The sequence below is a fragment of the Embleya sp. NPDC020886 genome (assembly GCF_044333915.1).
Lineage (GTDB): Bacteria > Actinomycetota > Actinomycetes > Streptomycetales > Streptomycetaceae > Embleya.
Window position 1 is genome coordinate 37,930 of the sequence record NZ_JBIRRX010000015.1, and the last position, 23,054, is coordinate 60,983.

Genomic DNA, 23,054 nt, shown 5'->3' on the forward strand with positions numbered 1-23,054 from the left:
ACGGTACCTTCCCGGTTTTGCCCCGATGTGCGCAGAGCAGACTTCACCTATGCGGGTGATGGCGTTCGGCACGTATGACACGACCGTCCACCCCCGGGTGGGAATCCTCATCGAGGGCTTGCGGCGCCACGGTATCGAGGTGGTGACCTGCAACGTTCCCCTCGGACACATGGATGCCGGGCCGATGGTCCCACCACCCTCGGCCCATCCGGGGATCCCCCGCCAGCGGATCCGGCACGCGCGGTGCATCGCCGAGCTGGTCGCCAAGGCCCGCCGCGCGCCGCGGCCGGACGTGGTGATCGTCGGCTATCAGGGTCGGCTCGACATCCAGATCGCCCGCCGGTTGTTTCCCGGCATCCCGCTCGTGCTCGACCACCTGGAGAGCGTGGACGACGTGGCCGATCGGCTCGGTCAGGCGGCGCAGGCCGAGCTGCGCAAGGTCGACCGGATCGAGCAGGCCGCGATCGCGGCGGCCCGACTGGTGCTCGTGGACACCGAGGAGCATCGTCGGGTGCTCACCCCGGGGCATCGCGATCGGGCGGTGGTGGTGCCGATCGGGGCGGCACCGGCGTGGTTCGACGCGGGTCGCCCGGGCGCCGATCCGGGCCCGGTGTCGGTCGAGGCGGACTTCCGGCCCGGCGAGGATCTGCGGGTGATCTCGTTCGGGTTGTACTCGCCGGTGCAGGGTGCGCCGGTGATCGGTGCCGCGCTGAGTCGGCTGGAGGGCTATCCGATCGCGGTGACGATGATCGGTCGGGGCCTACAGGCGCAGCGCACTCGGGACCTGGTCGGCCCGGACGCACCGCGGGTGACCTGGCGGACCTGGGTGCCGGAGGCCGAACTGCCGCATCTGGTCGCGGCGCACGACGTGTGCCTGGGTGTGTTCGGCACCGGTGCCAAGGCGTTGCGGCTGGTGCCGAACAAGGTCTTCCAGGGCGCTGCGGCGGGGTGCGCGGTGCTCACCTCGGACACCGCGCCGCAGCGCCGACTGTTCGGGCCGGCCGGGTTGTTCGTGCCGGCGGGCGATTCGGACGCGTTGGCCGACGCGCTGCGCCGGTTGGCCCAACACCCGGCCGAGGTGGCCCGGTTGCGCGCCGCGACGGTCGCGCTCGCGCGCGAGCGGTTCGTCCCCGAGGCGGTGGTGGCGCCGCTGGTGGAGCGGCTCGGGGAGATCGTCGGCAAGCGGGCCTGAGCGGCCGGCCCCGAAGCCGCGTTCAGCCCACGCGCAGCGCCACGTCGGTGCGGATCGCGGGCAGTTGGTCGTAGAGCGCCTGACCGGGGCACTCGGTGTTGAACGCGTCCCGGTGGCCGGAGATCACGTCGAACGAGTGGGTGCTGCCCTTGGGGTAGCGGCTGCCGCTGTCCGACGAGGTCAGGGTGACCTTGCCCTTGGGGTCGCGGTCGTGCAGGCCGAGTTTCCAGGCCAGCACCCGGGAGATGGAGATCAGCATCGGTGCGGGCGGCGCGGTGGTGGTGTAGGTGCCCATGGCGGCGACGCCCGTGCTGTCGGTGTTGAACCCGAGGGTGTGGGCGCCCAGGACCGGTTTGTCGGTGCCGCCGGCGCGCCCCTCGAAGATCGTGCCGCACTTGTCCACCAGGAAGTTGTAGCCCACGTCGGCCCAGCCGTTGGTCTTCACGTGGTAGCGGTAGATCGACCGGAGCACCTTGGCCGAGTCGCTGCACGGGAAGTCGTTGCCGTCGGCGGTGTGGTGCACGAAGGCGGCCCGAACCGTGTTCGTGTACTTGAACTTCGCGTCCCGCAGCGACTCGTCGGCGCCCCAGTCGCTGCGGGCCACGATCGCCGGTTTGTCGGCGTGGCCCTTGACCGTGCGGCCGTCGGTGAGGTCGGGCAGGGTCGGGCGGGCCGGCATCCGGTCGAGGATCGAGTCGCCGGGGTCTACCAGTTCGGCCCGCAGGTCCTTGGGCGATGCGCCGGTCAGGACGCCGACGCGCACCTGGACGCCATTGGATCGGCCCGCCCAGAACGGCTCGGTGCCGCCGCGCCCGCCGCCCTCGGCGTCGCCGGTGCCGTGGCCGCCGGCGTGCAGTTCGTGCCACGGGCTCCACACGCCGCCGGTGCGGGTGCGCACGTGTACCGCGACCCGCTCGCCCGCGCCCGGGTCGGCCCAGGTGACGCCGAGCAACGAGTAGGCGGGGGTGGCGCGTTCGGCCGTCAACACCTCGGTCCGGCCCACGCTCGGCGCGGCGGCGTCCGGTTCCTGTTCGATGCCGGTCAGCGGGAGGGTCACGGTCGAACCGGGAGTGCCGGGTGGCCGGGAGTCGGCCTGCGCGGGCGCTCCGGCGAGCACTGCGGGTACGGCGAGCGCGGCGATCGACAACGCGATTCTGGTGTACACGGGCAGGCCCCTCCGTCGTGGGTCGAGCTCTACCGGTTCCCGCATGGCACTGGATGCCGTACTAAATATGACAATTGCACCCATTTGCGCCATCGATTCATCGAGCTGGGTAGGCTGATCTCATGCCCAGCACCCCGGTCGATCAGTTGCGCACCACGCTCGCCGCCGACTCCGCGCGGCCGTTCACCACCTTCTACGACGACGCCACCGGCGAGCGAGTCGAGCTCTCCGTCGCGACGTTCGACAACTGGGTCGCCAAGACCGCGAACCTGCTGCGCGACGACCTCGCGGTGGAGCCGGGCGCGCGCGTCTCGTTGCTGTTGCCCGTGCACTGGCAGACCCAGGTGTGGCTGCTCGCGGCCTGGTCGCTGGGCCTGGTGGTGAGCTTCGACGGGGATCCCGCCGACGCCGACGTGGTGGTGTCCGGCCCGGACACCCTCGACCGCGCCGCGACCTGCCCGGGCGAGCGGGTCGCCCTGGCGCTGCGGCCGATGGGCGGACGCTTTCCCACGCCGCCGGCCGGCTTCCTGGACTACGCGGCCGAAGTGGCCGGGCACGGCGATCGGTTCGTCGCCGAGGGTCCGGTGCCCGCGGGTGCCGCCGCGTTGGTCGAGGCCGGCCGCGAGTGGACGGCCGGCGAGCTGGCCGAAGCGGGCGAGGCCGCCGCGCGCGAGTGGCGGCTGGTCCCCGGCGATCGCCTGCTCACCTCTTTGAGCTTCGCCCGAACGGGTGGATTGCGGGCGGGCGTTCTCGCGCCGCTGGCCGCGTCCGTACCGGTCGTCGTATGCCGTCACCTGGATGAATCCCTGCTGGAGCGGCGGATCGAGGCCGAGCGGGTCACGCGTGCCGTCACCCGTTCCGCCGAGCAGGCATGACAAGACGGGTCGAGCTGCGCTTTCGTGGCCCCGACCGCCCGTAGTGCCGTGCCCGGCGGTCCCTCAGCAGGCGGGGAGGCGTGGGGTTCATGGATGCGTGGGATCACCTGTACCGGTCCGAGGACGCGGCCGAGCCCGCCGCCGCGCCCGAGGCGCCGCCCCCGACCCCCGAGCCCGGGGCGGCCGCACCGGTCGAATCCGGCGCCGGCCGGGCCGCCACGCGCCGCGCCCGCAAGAAGCGCAACCGGCGGCGCAAGGTGTTCCTGCCGATCGGCGTCGGCATCTCGCTGATCCTGCTCACCGGCGTATCCGCCGCCTACGTCGCGTACCAGCGGCTCAACGGCAACCTCGAGACCGACGCGGTGGACGGCAAGCTCAACGCCGACCGCCCGGAGGCGGGCGGCAACGGCAAGGGCAAGCCGCTGAATCTGCTGATCATCGGCTCGGACTCACGGGCGGGCGAGAACCGCGCCCTGGGCGGCGGCGGGGACAACGGCGAGCGCTCGGACACCACACTGTTCGTGCACCTGTCCTCGGACCGCGAGCACGCGGTGGTCATGAGCATCCCGCGCGACCTGCTGGTCACCGTCCCCTCGTGCGTGACCCGGGACGGCGCGCGCTCCGCCGAGCAGCGCGGGGTGATGTTCAATGCGGCCTTCGAGCTCGGCGGCGCCGCGTGTACGCGCAACACCGTCGAGAAGATCACCGACATGCGCGTGGACCACCACATCATCGTGGACTTCTCCGGCTTCAAGGGCATGGTCGACGCGGTGGGCGGCGTGGAGATCTGCCTGCCCAGGAACGTGCAGGACCACGAGGGCAACATCTCCTTGTCCGCCGGCCGACGCAAGGTGCACGGCCGGGAGGCACTGGACTACGTCCGACTGCGGCACGACGTCGGGCTCGGCGGGGACGGCAGCGATCTGGGTCGGATCAAGCGGCAACAGGCTTTCGTGGCCTCGCTCGCCAAGCAGATCCGCAGCGGCGACACGCTCTCCAGCCCGTCCCGGCTGTTCGCCCTGGCCGACGCGCTGACCAAGTCGATCCGGGCCGACGAGGGCCTGGACTCGGTGTCGGCCCTGGTCGACCTCGCGCGCGGGATGCGGGACTTGGAGACCCGGGACATCACCTTCGCCCACGTCCCGGTGTACAACCCGCCCGAGGACAACAACCGGGTCGCCCTGATCCAGCCGGACGCCCGGCACCTGTTCGACGCGATCAACCACGACGAGCCCTTGGACGGTCGGCGCAGACCGGACGCGGCGGCGGGCACGCCGGGTGAGGCGCCGTCGGTCGAGGCCGCGCCCGGCGCGTCCGCCGGGCACGGCCGGCGACCGGGCGGAGCCGCCCCGGCGGCCGGGGTGCACGTCGCCGGCGCCACCGGCACCGGCGAGCCGTCCGATTCGGCGAAGGCACCGGTCCGGGCCGACACCCGCAACGCGGATCAGGACATCTGCAAGGCGAACTGACGCTCCATCACCCCATTCGTCCGTAGACGCCCACCTGCACGGCGCCGGATACGGTGGCGCACCGTAGCGTGCTCGCCGATACACGGGCCGCTCCGGTGTGACGTGCGGCTTCTTCAACCAGTGACCTGCGTCACAGGGGGAAGGGCGCACGCAACTCGGGGAACCGGCAGCACGTCTATCACTAGCAACGGCCGCTCCACGCGCGGTTCGTCGCTCTTGATCGGCGTTGGGCGCCCTGGGGAAAGAAGCAGACACGACGTGAGTGACAGCGAACGGGCCGGCAAGCAGGCCGAACCCGGTCGGGACACGAGCCCGGAAACGGCGCCCGAGGCTTCGACCGAACCCGAGATATCGACTCCGCCGAGCACGGCGGACGAGCCGGGCGCGCAGGCCGAGTCGAATGCGCCGGCGGTCGGCGAGCCGGCCGAGGCGGGCACGCGAACCGAGCCGGCGCCGGTCGAGGCGGACGCGCCGGCCGAGCCGGGCGCACGAGTCGAGCCGAGTGGTGCGCCCGCCGCCACCGAGCCGGGCGCGCCGAACGCGCAGGCCGAGCCGAGTGCGCCCGCCGAGGCGACGCCCGCCGCGGCCGCCACCGAGGAGCCGCTCGCCGCCGCCGTCGCCGCGATGGCCGCCGCCGGCGAGGCCGGGGCGCCGGACCGACTCTCCCGGCGGGATCGACGCAGGCGGGTGTACAAGCGGGTCCTGATCGGCGTCACGGTCACCGTGGCGCTGTGCCTGGTGGCCGGCAGCATCGCGGTCTACGCGATCTACCGCAAGCTCGACGGCAACATCACCACCGAGGACCTGACCGCCAAGCTGGGCCCGGAGCAGGAACGCCCGCAGGTCGTCGCGCACGACGCGACGAACATCCTGCTGATGGGCTCGGACGACCGCAGCGGCGACAACAAGCAGTACGGCGACATCGGCGAGGGCACCAAGCGCTCGGACACCACGATCCTGTTGCACCTGGCCGCCGACCGGAAGAGCTCGGTCGCGGTCAGCATTCCGCGCGACCTGATGGTCGACATCCCCTCGTGCGTGCGCCAGGACGGCAGCAAGTCGCGGGCGTACCGCGACCAGTTCAACCACGCGTTCGAGATCGGCGGCGCGGCCTGCACGATCAAGACCATCGAACAGATGACCAAGGTCCGCGTGGATCACCACATCGTGATCGACTTCTCCGGCTTCAAGGAGATGGTCAACGCGGTGGACGGCGTCGAGGTGTGCCTGAGTCGGCCGATGCGGGACACCGCCGCCAAGCTCGACCTGCCCGCGGGCAAGCACCGACTCGACGGCGAGCAGGCGCTCGGCTACGTCCGCGCCCGCAAGAACGTCGACGACGGCAGCGACACCCAGCGGATGACTCGCCAGCAGCGTTTTCTGGCCGCGCTCGTTAAGAAGGTCAAGGTCGGCGACATGCTGACCCAGCCGTGGAAGTTGTACGACCTCCTCGACGCCGGAACCCGGTCGATCACCGCCGACCCGGGACTGAGCTCGCTTAGGGATCTGATGGACCTGTCCGACAGCGTCAAGGGGATTCCGAACGACAAGTTCGCGTTCCTGACCGTGCCGCGGCAGCCGTACCGGCTCGACCGCGACCGGGACGAACTGGTCCAGCCCCAGGCCGACCGGCTGTTCGACGCGATCCGGCTGGACCGGATCGCGGTCGGCGCGGCCGTGACCGGCAAGGACGACAACGGGTTCGAGAACAACGGCGAGGTGCGGATCGAGCAGTCGGCGACGCCGAAGCCGTCCACCCGCACCACCATCGACGAGGACGGCAACCGGGTCACGGTCACGCCGACCGCGCCGGGTACCGGCGGCACCGGGAAGGGGACCGGCACCCGCTCACCCGCGGGCACCGGAGCCCCGGGCTCGTCGGCTTCCACGGCCGACCCCACATCCACCAGCGGCGGCACCTCGTCGGCCGAGCCGACGTCGGCCGCGGACACGGGCGCGATCGTCACCGTATCGGGACGAACGGCGGAACAGGACGTGTGCGCGGGCTGATTGCATCGATACCGCACAGGGGAGCCGGGTCGCCGCGGATCGGCGGTGACCCGGCACGTTGCCGGAGGGGATTCGTCACATGGGCACGGACGCGGATACGGAGGTCGGGGAGGCTGCGGCACCCGACCGGCGGGGCACGCGCAGAAAGAGCACCGTGAAGAAGCGCCTCAAATGGATCGCGATCTCCGTGGTCGGCATCCTGGTGATCCTGGCCGGCAGCGCGTACGGGTACATCCGGTACCTGAACGGGAAGCTGCACCACAGCCAGATCACCGCCGACAAGAACAACCGACCACCGGCGGCGGCGAAGGACGAGCAGGGCCGAAGTCCGATGAACATCCTGCTGATCGGCAACGACAGCCGGATCGGCGAGGGGCGGCGCTACGGCGCGGAGGGGCACGAGGGGCTCGCCGACGTGGCGATCCTGATGCACCTGTCCGCCGACCGCTCCAATGCCACACTGGTGAACATCCCGCGCGACACGATGGTCGACATCCCGCGCTGCGAGATCGGCAAGGGCAAGGACAAGAAGGTCACCGAGGCCCGGTTCGGCCAGTTCAACGACAGCTTCCGCAGCATCGGCGCGTCCTGCACGGTCGCCACCGTGGACCGCATGCTCCAGGTCCGGATCGACCACTACATCGAGGTCGATTTCAAGGGTGTCCGTGATCTGACCGAAGCGGTCGGCGGGGTGCCGATCTGCCTCGACTCGCCGATCCACGACCCCGTCCTGGGCAACTCGCAAGGCGGTACCGGACTGGAACTCCCGGCCGGCCCGAACACCCTGAGCGGCGACAACGCGCTGCAATTCCTGCGCGCCCGGCACGCGTTCGGAGACGGCAGCGACCTGGCCCGGATCGAGGCGCAGAAGGTCTTCCTGATGTCGCTGGCGCGCGAGCTCAAGAGCAACGCGAAACTGAGCAACGTGGACGGCCTGTTCAAGATCGCGAACAGCGCGGTGAGCGCGCTCACGGTCGACAACGACCTGGCCGGCGTGGACAGGCTGATCGATCTGGCCGACGAGATCAAGAAGGTGCCGGAGAAGCGGATGGCGTTCACCACGCTGCCGACCGAGACCTACCGTCCGGCCCCGGACCAGGTCCAGCCCAGGCGGCCCGCGGCGGACGACCTGTGGGCCACCGTCCGGGCCGACCGGCCGTTGACCAAGGGCGACGGCACGACCGATCCGCCGCCCGCGCCGGTGACCACGACGCCGCCTCCGCCGCCGGCCACGATCGCGCCCGGCGACGCGGCCCGGATCAGGGTGACGGTGGACACCGGGACCGCGAAGAAGCGCATCACCCCGACGGTGGAGACCCTCAAGCGGCTGGGTTTCAAGGCCACTTCGGGTACCACGATGCCGGACGGCCGGGAACACGCCAACAGCCGGATCACCTACCCCGACGGCAGTCGGGATCAGGCCAAGGCGATCGCGACCGCGCTGGGCGTGCCGGAGACCGCCCTGGAGGTGGCCAGGCCCGGCGACACCACGATCAAGCTGTTGATCGGGGCGGATCTCCCGGATCCGGGCACCGGCGACCCGACGAGTTCGGCCACCGGCGGCCCCGGCCGTACGCCGGAACCGCCCAAGGCCGCCGACCTGAACCTGGAGACGGCCGACAACACCAAGTGCGCCTCGCCGCGCAAGAAGCAATAGAGCTCACAGGCACGTTCGCAGACACGTTCGAGGGGGTCGCGGTGGGAAGCACACAAATGCGTCCGCCCGTGACCCCCATCGATCGAACAACGATCGACCGATACTGGATCAGGAACGATCGATGAAGGGTTTTATCCCTTTTCCGACGATCCGAGTGTCAGGACTTCGCAGTCTCTGTGACCATGGCGAGATCTCGCCGGTTATGGTGGCTGCTTCCAAACCGACCATCACGTATCACCGTCGGGTTCCGTACGGATGCCTCCGGGACCCCGGTGTCGCCCTTGAGGGACCGAGCACAGCCGGGGGGGCAGTGCGGCGGATACAGCCGGAGGGAATCTCGGCGTGAACAGAGGGAACGGGCCGCACCGTGGCGCGCCCGGGGACAACGATCCCCTGGGCGGCATGGACGACGCGGACGTCGCGGACATGTGGGTGATGAACCCGGACACCGGCAGCTTCGAGCTGCGGGCGCCGGGCGGCCCCGGTGCCGCCGGAGCCGGAGCCGGAGCCGGCAGCGGGTCCGCCGGTGCTCCCGGCACGGACGACTCCGGTGCCGCGCGGCCGCGCTCGCGGGCGGCGAATCCCGAGGGCCGGCGCCCGTCCGCGGTGGCGGCGGCGTCCGGTCGGGAAGCCGACGAGGACCCACCCCGGCGCCGCGAACGCGCGGGCAACGCCCCCGCCGGACGCGCGGCGACCCGCAGCGGTGCGCGCGGCGAGGGACCGCCGAAGAGCAAGGTCAAGCGGCGGCTCAAGTGGATCGCCATCTCGGTGGTCGGCATCATCGTGGTCCTGGCCGGCAGCGCGTACGGGTACATCAAGTACCTCGACAGCAAAATAACCACCACCGCGAAGAACGCGGGCAGCGAGGGTGTCCCCAAGACCGAGGAGGACGCGTTCGGGCGCAAGCCGCTGAACATCGTGCTGATCGGCAACGACAGCCGTAAGGGCCTCGGCAAGAAGTACGGCGCGGCCGAGCACACCGAGGGCTTGGCCGACGTCACGATCCTGATGCACGTCTCGGCCGACCGCAGCAACGCGACCCTGGTCAGCATCCCGCGCGACACCATGGTGCAGATACCCAAGTGCGTCGTGGACGGCAAGACCTACCCGGCGTCCAACGGCCCGCAGTCGTTCAACGAGAGCCTGGCCAACGGCGGTCCGCCGTGCACGGTGTCCACGGTCGACAAGATGCTCGGGGTCCAGGTGGACCACTACATCATGATCGACTTCACCGGCGTGAAGAAGATGACCGACGCGGTCGACGGCGTGGACATGTGCATCTCGGAGCCGATCAACGACCCGGTGCTGCCCAACCAGCAGGGCGGCACCGACCTCAAGCTCGACGCGGGCGACCAGAACCTCAGCGGCGAGACGGCCCTGAAGTTCCTGCGCGCGCGGCACGCCTTCGGCGACGGCAGCGACCTGGCCCGGATCAAGGCGCAGAAGGCGTTCCTGATGGCGCTCACCCGCAAGCTGAAGAACAGCGCGTCGCTGACCAACGTCGAAGGCATGTTCAAGCTCGCCAACATCGCGGTGGAGTCGCTGACGGTGGACAACGGCCTCGGCGGCGTGGACAAGCTGATCTCGCTGGGCAACCAGTTGAAGAAGGTCCCCGAGAAGCGGATGGCGTTCACCACGCTGCCGATCGAGGAATACCCGCCGATGGCCAAGTCGAAGGTGCAGCCCAAGCAGCCCGAGGCGAACAACCTGATGGCGATGTTGCGCAACGACACGCCCGTCACCAAGGACGACAAGCCCGCGACCGAGCAGCCGGCGACGTCGCCGACCCCCGACGTGCCGAAGATCGACCCGGCCACGGTCAAGGTCGACGTCCGCAACGGCAGCGGCGTCAACAAGCGCGCCAACGAGGTCGCGGCGGACCTGGTCGGACGCAAGTTCGTCGCGGTCCCGTCGGGCAACGCCAGGGACGGCAAGATCCACCCGACGAGCACGATCACCTATCCCAAGGGCCGCCTGGACGCCGCGAAGGCACTGGCCGCCGCGACCGGACTGGGCGACGGCGCGCTGGTCGAGAGCACCTCCACGACGCTGACCCGCTTCGAGGTCCTGATCGGCAAGGACTTCCCCACCACGCCACCGCCGGCGGCGGGGACCCCACCGACCGACCCCCCGAAGAACATCGACCTGGAGACGGCGGACAAGAACGTCTGCGCACCGAAGAAGAACAAGTAACCACCGCCCACCACGGCCGCCCGTCCCTTCCGAACGAGGAGGGGGCGGGCGGCCGTTGGCGATCACGGGACGGCGCCCGGGCCGGGGCGGGCACTCCCGCGGGAGTGGACGCCGCGCGGCCGGCCGGGTGGGCGCCGTCGCGGTGACGACGGGCGCGGCACCCGGGGCGCCGTCCGGGTGCCGAGGGCACGGCGCGCGCCAATGCGTTTGACGGCGGTCGCCGAAGCCGGACAGGCTCCCGGTGTGGACAACGCACGGGTGCAACTGCGCCGCCTGGACGAAGACTTGCTGACCGCCCTCCTGGACGCCGCGGTGGCCGACGCCGATCCGACGGAGGTGATGCCTCCCGTACCCGGCCCACCCGGCTGGACCGCCGACCGCCGCGCCGCCTTCCTGGCCTTCCATCACGAATGGGCCGCCACCCCCACCACCTACGCGATCCTGGTCGCCGGCCACGTGGTCGGCGCGGCCCGCCTGCAACCCGCGCCCGAGGCCCCGGACGACGCCCTGGAAACCGGCCTGTGGATCGGCCGCTCCCACCGCGGCCGAGGCGTCGGCCACGCCGTCCTCGCGCTCCTGCGCACCGAGGCGAAATCCCAGGGCGCCACCCGCATCGTGGCCACCACCACCGAAGCCAACACCGCCGCCCGACGCCTCCTCACCACGGCCGGCGCCGACCTCCGTCCGCGCACGACCCCCACCCCGAACGGCGACACCATCGAAGCCACCCTCCCCCTGGACTGAGCCACAACCGCCGGCCACTACGGAGCCGGTCGGCGCACCTCCGGGGACGGATCCCCGGAACCCGGCGCGCGTGCTCGGCGCGAAGACGCACGGCCCGGGTCGCCGGGACTGCCCGGTCGTTTCGGCGCACGGCGCATGTCGTGGAGTTGCTCGTGGCGTAGGGAGTTGCTTGCGGAACCTGCGGCGACTAGCCGTTCGCCGGTGACGTCAGGGCCAGTTCGCCGTTGTGTTCCGTGTAGATTTCGGCGGTTTTCGGGCAGCGCCAGGTACTGTCACCGGCCGGGGTCAGGGGGACGCCGGCGCGACCCACCCACTTGACGCGGCGGGCCGGGACGCCGGCCATCAGGGCGTGGTCGGGGACGTCGCGGTGGACCACCGCGCCGGCCGCGATCAGGGCCCAGCGGCCGATCGTGACGCCCGCGACGATCACGCTGCGGGCGCCCACCGCGGCTCCCCGGCGGACCGTCACGCCCTGGGCGTCCCAGTCCTGTTCGCCCTTGAGCAGGCCCTCGGGAGTGATCGCACGCGGGTACATGTCGTTGGTCAGCACGACCGCCGGGCCGATGAAGACGCCGTCCTCCAGGACCGCCGGTTCGTAGACCAGCGCATGGTTTTGCACCTTGACGTTCGCGCCGATCCGGACCGCGGGCCCGATGTAGGCGCCCCGGCCGATCACGCAGTTCGCGCCGAGGACCGCATCCTCCCTGATCTGGGCGAGGTGCCACACTCGGGTGCCCTCGCCGATGATCGCCGACTCGTCCACATCCGCGCTCGGGTCGATAGCCACCCCCGAACGCTAGTGCTCACTCGGCCGCCACGCCCAGGAAATCGGCGAGGACGCGGGCCGAGCGCCGCCCGTCGTGATGCTCGGCGACGTACGCCGGGCCGCGCGCGGCCAGTTCGCGGGCCGCCGCCGGTTCGGCGACCACCTCCTCCAGCACCTCGGCCAGCGAGTTCGGGTCCGCGCCGCGGATCGGCAGGTCGGCCGGCAGGTGTTCGGTCGCCGACTCGTGCAGGTAGCAGATCGTCAGCCGACCCGCCGCCAGCGCCTGACACGACGTCAGGCCATAGGAACCACACGCGAACTGGTCGAGCACGATGTCGGCATCCGCGAACAGCGCCGGGAGTTCCGCGGCCGGTCGATTCAGGATGCGGCGGTACTCGATCAGACCGATCTCGTGCAGTCGGTACAGGGTCGGTTCGATCCGCGCGGTGCCGTGCAGGAACGGACTGGTCATCACGTGCACCACGACCGGGCGTTCGCGAGCCAGCACCGGCTTTTCGGTCCGCCAGGTCGAAGGATCGAGCGCGGCCGGCAGCCACACCGCGTCCGGCACGTCCGCGATCAGGTCGGGCGTGGCCACGAAGGTCGGTACGTCCAGGCCGCGCAGGATCGGCAACAACCGGTCCACCTTGCCCTGCAACGCGTGGGTCAGTTCGTAGCGCGGGTCGAACGGCGAGAACTCCACCCGGGCCCGATGCGCCGCCGGATCGCGTGCCTCCGAGCCGTACAACACCAGCCCGAGCGCGATCCCGGCCGCCCGCAGCTCGGCCAGGTCGGTGTCCACCCACGAGCCGCCGAGCCGGCCGAACGCGGGCATCCCGCCCTCCGCCAACACGTGCGTGTAGCGATCCAGCACCCGGGCCAGCCGCCCCAACTGCCAGCGGGTGGACAGCCAGTCGTCGGTGGCGATCGCCTGGTCACTGGGATGACCGAGGGTGTTCGCCGAACTGAGCGCGGACGACTCGGCCCGCACCCCCGGCAGGTGTCGCTCGACCGCGCGGGCCCACGCGTGCCCCTGCCCGGCGGTGTTGGTCGGGCCGATCCCCAGCACCGGCGAGGACGTGGGCACCGGCTCGGCGTCGGCCGCGAACGCGCGCTCGTACGGCTCGTACGCCTGCGCACAGCGCCGCGCCCACGCCTCCGCGTCCCGTTCGGCCTCCGCGCGGTGGGTGCGCCGGACCGCCTCCAGGTCGCGCTGGGCCATGATCCGCCGCAGCCCCTTGAGTACTCCGCCGCCGTCGAGCGCCTCGACCGCGGCCCGCGCGGCGGCCAGCCGGGCGGTGCGTTCCGGGTCGACCGGCACCCGCAGGGAACGCACCACGCCGGTCTCGGTGACCTCGACCGAGGTGGTCACCGCGACGGTCTCGGCGGGGGTGACCCGCAATACGTAGGCACCCTCGACCGGGTCGTTCGGATACTCCTCACCCACCTCCGTGTGGGTGACGACGAGCCGCCGCAACCGCTCCGGCGGGGTGAAATCGCCATCCTCCGCAGCCTGCCGGGCGTCCGGGATCGCCACTCCCGCGGCCACAGCCGAGTCACTCTCGCTCATCGCCGTCGTCTCCCAAGGCCGTGCCGACTGTTCACAGACTGTCACCGGGGACGAGCGGTGACCAGGGCGGCCACGTTACTTGGCTTTACCGAAAGCACCCGGTTTCCGACCGGGAAGACGGCGCGTCGGGCCGAGCGGGCGGCCCGCGACACCCCCGTACACGCACGTCGGCCCGAGTCGCACACACTGGCGACTCGGGCCGACACGGCACTGCACAGGCGGACTAGCCGAGTTCCTCCTCGGCCTGCGCGGTCCCCGCCTCGACCCGATCGGCCAGGCTCTTGGGACTGGTCAGGAAGCCCGCGCCCCAGGATCCGTGCATCGTGGCGAGCACGCCCGGCAGCCGAACCAGCGCGCCCGGGCTCAGGTCGCGGCCCTCCCACGCGGCGCCGGCCAGGATGCCCGCCGCGTACCCGCCCGGCACCAGCCAGCCGACCTTGCGTCCGGACAGGCCCACCACGGTGCCGGCGGCCACCGCCGCGAGCGCGGCCGGCGGAGCCAGGTAGCGCAGGTTCACCGAGCCCTGGTGGTGCCGGGAGACGACCCGACGCCACCGGCCGTAGTTGAAGTACTGCTTGGCCAGCGCCTTGGTGGTCGGCCGAGGCCGGTAGGAGACCTCCAGCTCGGGCGAGAACCAGATCAGGTAACCGGCTTCGCGGATCCGGTAGTTCAGCTCCCAGTCCTGGGCCCGCTCGAACTCCTCGTTGTAGCCGCCCAACTCCTCCAACACCTCGCGCCGGAACACGCCGAGGTAGACGGTGTCGGAGGGCCCCGCGCCGCCGCCGGTGTGGAAACGCGCGTTGCCGACGCCCAACTTGGAGGTCATCGCGCGCGCGACGGCCTCCTCGTACGGGGTGGTGCCCTCGGCGTGCATCAGCCCGCCGACGTTGGCCGCACCGGTCTCCGCGAGCAGCCGGACGGCGGTGGAGATGTACCGGGCGGGCAGGATGCCGTGGCCGTCCACCCGCACGATCACGGGGTGCCGCGACGCGCGGATCGCCGCGTTGAGCGCGCTGGGGGTACGACCGGTGGGATTGGGGACGGTACGCACTCGGGAATCGTTGGCGACCAGCCGGGCGGCGATCTCGTCGGTGTCGTCCGTGGACGGTCCGAGCGCGATCACCACTTCGATCTCGCCGGGGTAGTCCTGGGCGAGCACACGACCGACGGCCTCTTCGAGGTGTCGGGACTCGTTGAGCACCGGCATGATCACGGAGACGGGCGGTTTTTCGGGAAGCGGCTCCGCTCGGCGAACCGGAGGTTCGTGGGTGGCGGGCTCGTCGGCAGTGGGATTCATCGCTTCGGAGCGTACTGCGAACGACCCCGACGACCGACATCGACCGAGCGGGAGAGCATCCGGACCCCTCGGCGTGCCGCGGCCGTTCCCGCTCGATCCCGCTTTACGGTGGTTCGACGCGCAGCACCGCAACCGTGGTCGGCCGCACAGGCGTCCTTCGGGTGTACACGGGTACGGATGAACATCCGCACGACGCGCGCCGGGAGGGTGCGCAGCCGACGGCGGGACGAGATCGGTCCGCGAGGAGGGAAACCGCACCCCATGGCGACCACCGGCGGACGACCCTCGGCGAGAATCGCGAACGGCGACCGGAACGGCCGCAATGTCGGCCGCAATTGGTTCGTGTTGATCACCGGCGTGCTGGCGGCGGCGATCCTGGCGACCAGCGGCATCGGCTGGGCCTGGGTCAAGCACTTCGACGGGAAGATCCAGCGGATACAGCCGTTCAAGGGCCTGGACAACCGCCCGGACACCGGATCCGGCAGCGACCTCAACTTCCTGATCGTGGGCTCGGACAACCGTGCCGGCATCTCCAAGGACACCCTCCAGAGGCTGCACGCCGGCGGTGAGTCCTGCGACTGCACCGACACGGTGATGATCGTCCACCTCAACGGCAAGCGGGACCGCGCGACCATCACCAGCCTGCCTCGGGACAGCTACGTGGAGTTCCCGGCGCACAAGGACAAGACCACCGGCGAGCAACGCGGTCCCTCCAGAGGCAAGATCAACGCCGCGTACACGCTCGGTGGCCCGCCGTTGACGGTGGCCACCGTGGAGAAGGCGACCGGGATCCGGATCGACCACTACATCGAGGTCAACTTCGTCTCCTTCGTCTCCGTCGTGGACACCCTCGGCGGCATCGAGATGTGCACGCCCAAGCCGCTGCGCGACCCCAAGTCCGGTCTCGACCTGCCTGCGGGCACCAGCAAACTGGACGGCGTCAAGGCCCTGCAGTTCGTCCGCGCCCGGTACATCGCCAGTGATCCGACCGGCGACATCGGCCGTACCCAGCGCCAGCAGAAGTTCATGACGCAGGTACTCGCCAAGGCGACTTCCTCCGGCACGCTGACCAACCCGATCAAGCTCAAGAACGTGCTGGACGCGGTGCTCGGCTCGATCAAGGTGGACGAGGGCATGAGCCCGCAGTCCTTCCTGGATCTGGGCAGCAAGCTGCGGAACCTGTCCAACTCCGGGGTCACCTACGCCCAGGTGCCGCTCAAGAGCATCGACCACCAGGTCCCGGACTGGGGCTCGACGGTGTTGTGGGACGACGTGAAGGCGGCGGGCCTGTTCAAGGCGATCCGCGAGGACAAGGACCTGATCGCGCCGTCGCCGGACAAGACGAACACGCCGGGCCCGACCAACGCGCCCGCGCCCTCCCCGGTATCGGTCGAGGTGGCGCCCGGCGACATCTCGCTGCAGGTGTACAACGGCGCGCCGAGCACGGGCCTGGGCACGCGCGCGCACGAGGAGCTCAAGGGCCTCGGCTTCGCGATGGCCGGCCCGCCGCGGACCTCGACCTCGACCGACGGCGTGCGCACGATCATCCGGTACGACCCCAAGTGGAACCGCTCGGTCAAGACCGTGCAGGCCGCGTTGCCGGGCGCGACCCTGGAGCCGGTCACCGGCCTGGGCCGCACGATCGAGGTGATCGCGGGTTCGTCGTACGCGGGGGCGACTCCGGTGCGCGTCGGTGGGGCGTCCGCCGAGCAGCCGTCCGTCGGCGTCACGCCGAATCCGGCATACTCCGCCAAATCCGGCGACGAGGTCTCATGTAAGAAGTGAGCATCAACTGTGGAACAGATGGTCGATGAGGTCGACATTCGGTTGCCTCGGGGCTGATCGAGTGAAAGCTTCGGTCCCATGAACAATTGGCCGCCGGGATGGGCGGACGGCGACCAGCAGCCGCAGCAACCTCCCCCGGGAACGATTCCGAGCCGCCCCGGCGGCTACCCGCAGCAGGCACCGGGCGGGTATCCGCCACAGGCGCCGAACGCCTATCCGGCGCAGCCGCCCGGTGGGTATCCGCCGGCTCCCCCGAGCCACTCGCCGCACGGCGTGCCGCCGGTACAGCGGCCGCCCGGCGCGGACGCCTATCCGCCGCAGCCGCCGATCGCCGACGCGCACGGCGCGCCGGCGGGGCCACCGCCGCAACGCGGTCCCAGCGGTCCCGAGGGACCCGGCGGTCCCGGCGAGCCGCCCGGCCCGGGGGGTCCCGGTGGCCCCGCCGGCCGGCCGCGGCGTCCGCGCGGTCCGGTCAACTGGAAGAAGCGCATCCTCATCGGGGTCGGCGTCTTCGTCGCGCTGGTGCTGGTCTTCGGCACGGTGACCTACTTCTGGGCCGACTCGAAGATCCAACACGAGGACGTCCTGGACAACTACAAGGGGCGACCCGCCTCGTCCGCGGGAACCACGTGGCTGATCGTCGGCTCGGACAGCCGCGAGGGCCTGGACGCCACCGACCGCAAGAAGCTGCACACCGGCAAGGCCCAGGGCAAGCGCACCGACTCGATGATGCTGCTGCACAAGGGCAAGGGCGGCACCGCGCTGATCAGCCTCCCGCGTGACTCCTACGTGGACATCCCGGCGTTCAGCAAGAACGGCAAGACGGTGAAGGCGCACAAGGACAAGCTCAACGCGGCCTTCGACTCCGGCGGCGCCCCGCTGCTGGCCCGCACCGTGGAGATGGCCACCGGTCTGCGACTCGACCACTACGCGGAGATCGGCTTCGGCGGGTTCAACAACATCGTCAACGCGATGGACGGCGTGGACATCTGCCTCAAGGGGCCGATCAAGGACAAGAAGTCCGGCGCGAACCTGGAGGCCGGCTGCCAGACGCTGGACGGCGCCGAGTCGCTGGCCTTCGTCCGCTCCCGCTACTACGACCCGGCGCGCTCGGACCTGGCCCGGATGGAGAACCAGCAGCAGTTCCTCAGCGCGCTGGCGAAGAAGGCCAAGTCGGCCGGCGTGCTGCTCAACCCGTTCAGCGCCTTCCCGGTGGCCGACGCCTCGCTGAGCGCGGTGACCGTGGACGACGACACCGGCCTGTTCGATCTGTACGACCTGTTCAAGGACATGGGCAGCCTGTCCGGGGGCGACGGGGTCACCACCACGGTGCCGATCTCGAATCCCGGATACAACGTTCAGGGCGTCGGCTCCACCGTGTTGTGGGACGACAAGGGCTCCAAGGCGCTGTTCCAGGCGCTGCGCGACGGGCGGACGGTGGACGCGCCCAAGCGCTGAACCCGGCTCGGCGGGGACCGGCGGTCGGCTCGATGATTCGCCGCCTGTCCCCGCCGTTTCGTACCATCAGCACTCGGCCGGGATGTCGGCCGGCGATCCTGCCCCGAGGTGACGAAGTCCGCATGAACGATGCCGCGATAACCGCCGCTGACCACACCTTCCAGGTCGATCTGCGCGGTCTGGTCGACCTGTTGTCGCACCACCTCTACTCCAGCCCCCGGGTATACCTGCGCGAGCTGCTGCAGAACGGCGTCGACGCGGTCACCGCGCGGCGGGCCGCGGACGCGCAGGCCCCGGCGGCGATCACCATCACGGTGGAGGACGGCGGACTTCGGGTCACGGACACCGGCGTCGGGTTGACCGAGGCCGACGTGCACCGCTTCCTGGCCACCATCGGGCGCAGTTCCAAGCGGGACGCGCTGGAGAGCGCCCGGCGCGACTACCTCGGCCAGTTCGGCATCGGCCTGCTCGCCTGCTTCGTGGTCGCCGACGAGATCACCGTGGTCACCCGCTCGGCCCAGGCGCCGGACGCGCCGCCGGTGGAGTGGAAGGCCGGTTCGGACGGCCGCTACACGGTGCGCACCCTGGCCCACGAGGAACGCGAAGAGCCGGGCACCACGGTGTTCCTGACCCCGCGTCGGGGCAGCGAGTCCTGGTTCGCCGCCGATCGGGTGGTCGAACTCGCCCGTGACTTCGGCGCGTTGCTGCCGTATCCGGTCACCGTCGTGGCCGCCGGCGAGCACACGCCGATCACCGACACGCCGGCGGTCTGGGACCGCCCGTACCCGACACCGGAGCGTCGCCGGGCCGCGCTCACCGCGTATTGCGAGAGCCGACTGGGTTTCACCCCGCTGGACGTGATCGACCTGGACGTGCCGCTCGCGGGGGTGCGCGGCGCGGCGTTCGTGCTGCCGGAGGCGGTCAGTCCGGCGATGCGCGGCAAGCATCGGGTGCATCTCAAGGGCATGTTGCTCACCGAGAACGCCGACGGGCTGCTGCCCGACTGGGCGTTCTTTGTGCGCTGCGTCGTGGACACCGACACGCTGCGGCCCACCGCGTCGCGGGAGAGCCTGTACGACGACGAGTCGCTGGCCGGGGTGCGGGACGCGCTCGGCGGGCATATCCGGGACTGGCTGGCCGAGTTGGCCGCGCACGACCAGCCGCGGCTGGCGCGGTTCCTGAGCGTGCATCACCTGGGCGTGAAGGCACTGGCCCGGCACGACGACGAGTTGTTGCGGCTGGTGCTGCCGTGGTTGCCGTTCGAGACCACCGACGGACGGATCGCGCTGGACGAGTTCGCCCGCCGGCATCCGGTCGTGCACGTGACGCCGACGGTGGAGGAATACCGCCAGGTCGCGCCGATCGCGGCGGCGGCCGGGCTGGGCGTGGTCAACGGCGGCTACACCTACGACCTGGACCTGGTCCACCGGCTCGCCGACATCCGCCCGGGCACCACCGTCACCGAACTCGACCCGGACACCGTCACCGCGCACCTGGACTCGGTCGACCCGACCGCCGAACTGGCCGCGGCGAGCTTCCTCGCGCACGCGCGCGCCGCGCTGGACCCGCTCTCGTGCGACGTGTCGCTGCGCACGTTCCAGCCGGTCACCGTGCCCGCGTTGCTGCTGGACGGGCGGGACGCGCGCGGCGAGCGGGGGCGGGCCGAGGCCGAGCAGGACGCGGCCGGCCGCGGCGACGACCTGTGGTCGGGCATCCTGGGCTCGCTGCGCGGGCAGGGCCCGCGGGCGCAGCTCGTGCTCAACCACCTCAACCCGCTGGTCCGCCGGATCGCCGGCCTCGACGATCCCGAACTGGCCCGGGCCGCGGTCGAAGGACTGTACGGCCAGGCTCTGTTGCTCAGCCACCGACCGCTCACCTCGGCCGAGACCGGCCTACTCGGCCGATCCTTCCTCGGCCTGCTGGAGCGGGCCGTCCACCAGCCGAACCCCGCCGAATAGGAACCCTTGATGGACATCCGTGACGACGCCGGGTTCTTCGCTGCCCTGGACGCGAACGAGGAACTGCCGTACGGAAAGGCGCGTACCGCCCGCGCCGAGGAACTGGTCGTGGTCGCCGAGCGGATGGGCAGCGACGAGAACCTCGCCTGGGCGCTGCTGCGGCTGATCACCGCGTACAACTACGGCGGCGAGTCGCCGCGCACGCCGGTCCCGCTCTCCCGCCTGCTCAAGTTGTGGGACGAGCACCCCGAGGGCTTCGACGAGCAGTTGACCCATCACCTGTTCTGGGATCTCAAGTGGATCACCAGCTCGCTGCTCGCGGTGCCCGAGGTGCCGCTGCCGGCGATCCGCGGCTACCTGGCCGACATGGAACGCCGCTACCGCACCGCCGGGCACAGCCTGCGGCCGGTTCAGCAGAGCCGGTTCTACCTGGCCCGACACATCGGCGCCGACGCGGAGAGCGGCGAGGCGTTCGAGGCGTGGCTGGCCGCCGATCGTGATCGGCTCGCCGACTGCGACGCGTGCGAACGGCGCGAGCAGGCCCGCTGGTTGATCGCCCGGGGCCGGGACGCGGACGCGCTGGAACTGCTCGCGCCCACCCTGGACGGCGCGTTGACCTGCGCCGAGGAGCCACAGGTCTCGCTGGCCGCGTCGATGTTGCCGCTCGTGCGCGAGGGCGACCCGGATCGGGCCCGGGCGCACCACCTGCGCGGCTACCGGTCGGTGCGCGGCAAGGTGAGCACCTACGCGGCGGTCGCCGAGCACATCGAGTTCTGTGCGCTGACCGGCAACGAGGGCCGCGGGATCGAGATCCTCGCCGAGCATCGGGCCTGGCTGGAGCGTCCGCAGAGCGACCCCTCCGACCACGCCGATTTCCTGGCCGGCGTCGCGGTGTTGCTGCGCCGACTGGTCGCGATCGGCGGGCCGGGGTTGGTGGTCTTCGAGGACACCTCGGCGGGCGCGCTGCGCGACACGGTCGAGCGCGAGCTGTTCGAGATCGCGGCCCGCTTCGACGCGCGCAACGGGAACGACGCGGTGAGTTCGCGGGTGCGGCGCCGGTTGGCGGCGGCGCCGGTGGCGAAGTCGCTGCCGTTGGGCCTGCGTTCGGCGCGGGTGGCCGCGTCGGCGCCGGCCGCGCCGCCCGCAGCGACGGTTTCGGCCACCCACGATGTTTCGGAACTGCTGCTTCGTGCACGGGAGTCGGACACCGCGGGGCATCCACGTTCGGGCGCGGCCTGGCGGGACTACGCGGCGGCGGCGGGTGCTCTGGGGCAGGACGTGGACGCGTTCGCGCTCGCCGCGATCACCGAGGACGAGGGCGTCGACCTGGTCGACGAGGGCGAGTTCGCGGCGGGCATCGCGGCGCTGACCCGGGCCGCGGCCGGCTATCGGGCGGCGGACGCGCCGGGGCGGGCGGTGGGCGCCGAGGTGCGGATCGCGATGGCCCGGTTCCGGGCCGAGGAGGCCGACGCGATCGGACTGTTCGACGCGGCTCGGGCCGAGGCCGAGAAGTTCCTGCCGGACGACGCCGCGCCGCTGGCACTGGTGTTGCACCACCGCGCGATCGTGGCGCTGACCACCGGGTCCGACGACGTGCAGGCGGTCCTGACCGAACTGCACGACCTGGGTCGGGACCACGGACTGGCGCACCGCCGGGCGGCGGCGCTGCATCTGCGTGCGGAGCAGGCGCTCCAGGAGGAGCGCACGATTGACGCCGAAGTCGATCTGAGTGCGGCCATCACACTGTGCCGGGAGGCGGAACGGCCCTGGTCGGCCTGCCGACCGCTGTTCCTGCGCAGCCAGGTGCGGATGCAGGCGGGCGACCCGGCGGCGGCCGAGGCGGACATGCGCGCCGCGCTGGAGACGGCGGCGTTCTACGACGAGCCGCAGTTCCCGGTCGGCCACGCGCTGACCATGCTGGCCAACGCGGTCGGCGCGCAGGAACGGCCGGAGGACGCGCTGCCGTTCGCGTTGGAGGCCGCGCACGTGTTCGACGGCGAGGGCGACGCGGAGATGGCGGCGGCCTGCCGCAGGGGCGCCGTGGGCATGCTGTTCGGCCTGGGTCGGGACGCGGAGGCCGCGGCGATCCTGGAGGAGTTGCTGCCGGACATCGAGGCGCACCACGGCCCCGAACACGCGATGCACGAACGTTGGGCACTGGGCATGTGCCTGCGCCGGCTGGGCGATGCCCGGGACGCGGCCAGGCACCTGTCGATGGCCGCCGAGGCCGCCACGAAGGTCGCCGATCGGGCGACCCAGGCGGAGATCGCGGTGGCGGCGGCACACACGCTGGACGACGCGGGGATGGCCGCGCAGGCACAGGCCGCGTTCGGGCGGGCGATCGAACTCCTGCGCGCGGAGGGCGACGTGCGCGAGACGGTGCGGGCGCTGCGGGCGAAGGCGTGGAGCATCGCGGGCAGCACCGATCGGGAGGACCCGTCGGGGGTGGACCGGGCCCTGGCGCTGTTCGGCGAGGCGCTGCGGGAGCTGGCGGGGGTCGAGCCGGGCGCGGGCGCGGATGTGTCCGCGAATGCGGACGACGACGCGGCGGCGATGGTCGCGATCGAGACGGCCGGCACGCAGCACCAACTCGCCCACCTGCTGGCGCGCGCCGACCGGCTGCACCCGGCGTTGACCGCGGCCGACCGGGCCGCGGCGGCGTATGTGCCGCTGTTGCCGCAGGAGCGCGACGGGTATCTGGACGCGGTGCAACTGGGCGCGCGAATAGAGGCGTTCGGTCTGGAGCAGCGGCCGGCGGCGGTGGCTCGACTGGAGGCGGCGCTGAAGGTGTGCGCGGCGAACGAGGTGGCCGACGTCGGCGAACTCACCGACCTGCGTTACGAGGTGGCGAAGAACCGGAAGGACTGAGCGGAACCGGCGCCGCCAACGCCCTCGTCTTTCCTCGGAACGATCAC

At 71.5% G+C, this 23,054-nt stretch carries 15 protein-coding genes; 11 read left to right on the forward strand and 4 right to left on the reverse strand.

Going from position 1 to position 23,054, the window contains the following annotated elements; translation table 11 throughout:
- Positions 1-184 precede the first annotated feature (184 nt).
- Positions 185-1,192 carry a glycosyltransferase gene (locus tag ACH4U8_RS36745; RefSeq protein WP_379992443.1) on the forward strand — a complete coding sequence of 336 codons (1,008 nt, stop codon included), beginning with the start codon at positions 185-187 and terminating at the stop codon, positions 1,190-1,192.
- Between the two features lie 22 nt (positions 1,193-1,214).
- On the opposite strand, the gene ACH4U8_RS36750 is transcribed toward ACH4U8_RS36745, so the two are convergent.
- Positions 1,215-2,357, reverse strand: a complete 1,143-nt coding sequence (locus ACH4U8_RS36750; protein WP_395782601.1) for a peptidoglycan recognition protein — start codon at positions 2,355-2,357, stop codon at positions 1,215-1,217.
- Positions 2,358-2,479: 122 nt separating this feature from the next.
- Here ACH4U8_RS36750 and ACH4U8_RS36755 point away from each other — a divergent pair, with 122 nt between their 5' ends.
- The 6 genes from ACH4U8_RS36755 to ACH4U8_RS36780 all read left to right on the forward strand — a co-directional run bounded on the left by ACH4U8_RS36755 (position 2,480) and on the right by ACH4U8_RS36780 (position 11,305).
- Positions 2,480-3,232, forward strand: coding sequence for a TIGR03089 family protein (locus ACH4U8_RS36755; RefSeq protein WP_360320943.1), 753 nt, complete (start codon positions 2,480-2,482; stop codon positions 3,230-3,232).
- Between the two features lie 89 nt (positions 3,233-3,321).
- Positions 3,322-4,701, forward strand: coding sequence for an LCP family protein (locus ACH4U8_RS36760; RefSeq protein WP_395782602.1), 1,380 nt, complete (start codon positions 3,322-3,324; stop codon positions 4,699-4,701).
- A gap of 258 nt (positions 4,702-4,959) precedes the next feature.
- Positions 4,960-6,711 carry an LCP family protein gene (locus ACH4U8_RS36765; protein WP_395782603.1) on the forward strand — a complete coding sequence of 584 codons (1,752 nt, stop codon included), beginning with the start codon at positions 4,960-4,962 and terminating at the stop codon, positions 6,709-6,711.
- Positions 6,712-6,865: 154 nt separating this feature from the next.
- Complete coding sequence (locus tag ACH4U8_RS36770) at positions 6,866-8,368, forward strand: LCP family protein (protein ID WP_360320952.1); 1,503 nt, start codon at positions 6,866-6,868, stop codon at positions 8,366-8,368.
- A gap of 402 nt (positions 8,369-8,770) precedes the next feature.
- Entirely contained in the window at positions 8,771-10,561 is a 1,791-nt protein-coding gene (locus ACH4U8_RS36775; protein WP_395782604.1) for an LCP family protein, read from the forward strand.
- A gap of 243 nt (positions 10,562-10,804) precedes the next feature.
- Positions 10,805-11,305 carry a GNAT family N-acetyltransferase gene (locus tag ACH4U8_RS36780; protein WP_395782605.1) on the forward strand — a complete coding sequence of 167 codons (501 nt, stop codon included), beginning with the start codon at positions 10,805-10,807 and terminating at the stop codon, positions 11,303-11,305.
- A gap of 187 nt (positions 11,306-11,492) precedes the next feature.
- On the opposite strand, the gene ACH4U8_RS36785 is transcribed toward ACH4U8_RS36780, so the two are convergent.
- From ACH4U8_RS36785 to ACH4U8_RS36795, 3 genes are all read right to left on the reverse strand, one after another.
- On the reverse strand, positions 11,493-12,092 hold the full coding sequence (locus ACH4U8_RS36785) for a DapH/DapD/GlmU-related protein (protein ID WP_395782606.1): 600 nt from the start codon (positions 12,090-12,092) through the stop codon (positions 11,493-11,495).
- A 16-nt stretch (positions 12,093-12,108) separates the two neighbouring features.
- Positions 12,109-13,641: a glycosyltransferase gene (locus ACH4U8_RS36790; RefSeq protein WP_395782607.1), complete on the reverse strand. Its 1,533-nt coding sequence runs from the start codon at positions 13,639-13,641 to the stop codon at positions 12,109-12,111.
- 223 nt (positions 13,642-13,864) lie between these two features.
- The gene (locus ACH4U8_RS36795; RefSeq protein WP_360320964.1) at positions 13,865-14,938 is read right to left on the reverse strand and encodes a glycosyltransferase family 2 protein; all 1,074 of its coding nucleotides are present in this window, start codon (positions 14,936-14,938) and stop codon (positions 13,865-13,867) included.
- A gap of 261 nt (positions 14,939-15,199) precedes the next feature.
- On the opposite strand from ACH4U8_RS36795, the gene ACH4U8_RS36800 reads away from it, so the two are divergent.
- From ACH4U8_RS36800 to ACH4U8_RS36815, 4 genes are all read left to right on the forward strand, one after another.
- Positions 15,200-16,723, forward strand: coding sequence for an LCP family protein (locus tag ACH4U8_RS36800; protein ID WP_360320967.1), 1,524 nt, complete (start codon positions 15,200-15,202; stop codon positions 16,721-16,723).
- 78 nt (positions 16,724-16,801) lie between these two features.
- Positions 16,802-18,181 carry an LCP family protein gene (locus tag ACH4U8_RS36805; protein ID WP_379991681.1) on the forward strand — a complete coding sequence of 460 codons (1,380 nt, stop codon included), beginning with the start codon at positions 16,802-16,804 and terminating at the stop codon, positions 18,179-18,181.
- 122 nt (positions 18,182-18,303) lie between these two features.
- Complete coding sequence (locus tag ACH4U8_RS36810; protein WP_360320973.1) at positions 18,304-20,139, forward strand: HSP90 family protein; 1,836 nt, start codon at positions 18,304-18,306, stop codon at positions 20,137-20,139.
- A gap of 9 nt (positions 20,140-20,148) precedes the next feature.
- Positions 20,149-23,007 carry a tetratricopeptide repeat protein gene (locus tag ACH4U8_RS36815; RefSeq protein WP_395782608.1) on the forward strand — a complete coding sequence of 953 codons (2,859 nt, stop codon included), beginning with the start codon at positions 20,149-20,151 and terminating at the stop codon, positions 23,005-23,007.
- Positions 23,008-23,054 lie beyond the last annotated feature (47 nt).

What these genes read in the sequence shown, in the direction of transcription:
- ACH4U8_RS36810 (WP_360320973.1), top strand. Translation starts at nt 18,304, where the DNA reads ATGAACGATGCCGCGATAACCGCCGCTGACCACACCTTCCAGGTCGAT.
- ACH4U8_RS36795 (WP_360320964.1), bottom strand. Translation starts at nt 14,938, where the DNA reads ATGAATCCCACTGCCGACGAGCCCGCCACCCACGAACCTCCGGTTCGC.
- ACH4U8_RS36815 (WP_395782608.1), top strand. Translation starts at nt 20,149, where the DNA reads ATGGACATCCGTGACGACGCCGGGTTCTTCGCTGCCCTGGACGCGAAC.
- ACH4U8_RS36805 (WP_379991681.1), top strand. Translation starts at nt 16,802, where the DNA reads ATGAACAATTGGCCGCCGGGATGGGCGGACGGCGACCAGCAGCCGCAG.
- ACH4U8_RS36775 (WP_395782604.1), top strand. Translation starts at nt 8,771, where the DNA reads ATGGACGACGCGGACGTCGCGGACATGTGGGTGATGAACCCGGACACC.
- ACH4U8_RS36745 (WP_379992443.1), top strand. Translation starts at nt 185, where the DNA reads ATGGTCCCACCACCCTCGGCCCATCCGGGGATCCCCCGCCAGCGGATC.
- ACH4U8_RS36800 (WP_360320967.1), top strand. Translation starts at nt 15,200, where the DNA reads ATGGCGACCACCGGCGGACGACCCTCGGCGAGAATCGCGAACGGCGAC.
- ACH4U8_RS36760 (WP_395782602.1), top strand. Translation starts at nt 3,322, where the DNA reads ATGGATGCGTGGGATCACCTGTACCGGTCCGAGGACGCGGCCGAGCCC.
- ACH4U8_RS36790 (WP_395782607.1), bottom strand. Translation starts at nt 13,641, where the DNA reads ATGAGCGAGAGTGACTCGGCTGTGGCCGCGGGAGTGGCGATCCCGGAC.
- ACH4U8_RS36755 (WP_360320943.1), top strand. Translation starts at nt 2,480, where the DNA reads ATGCCCAGCACCCCGGTCGATCAGTTGCGCACCACGCTCGCCGCCGAC.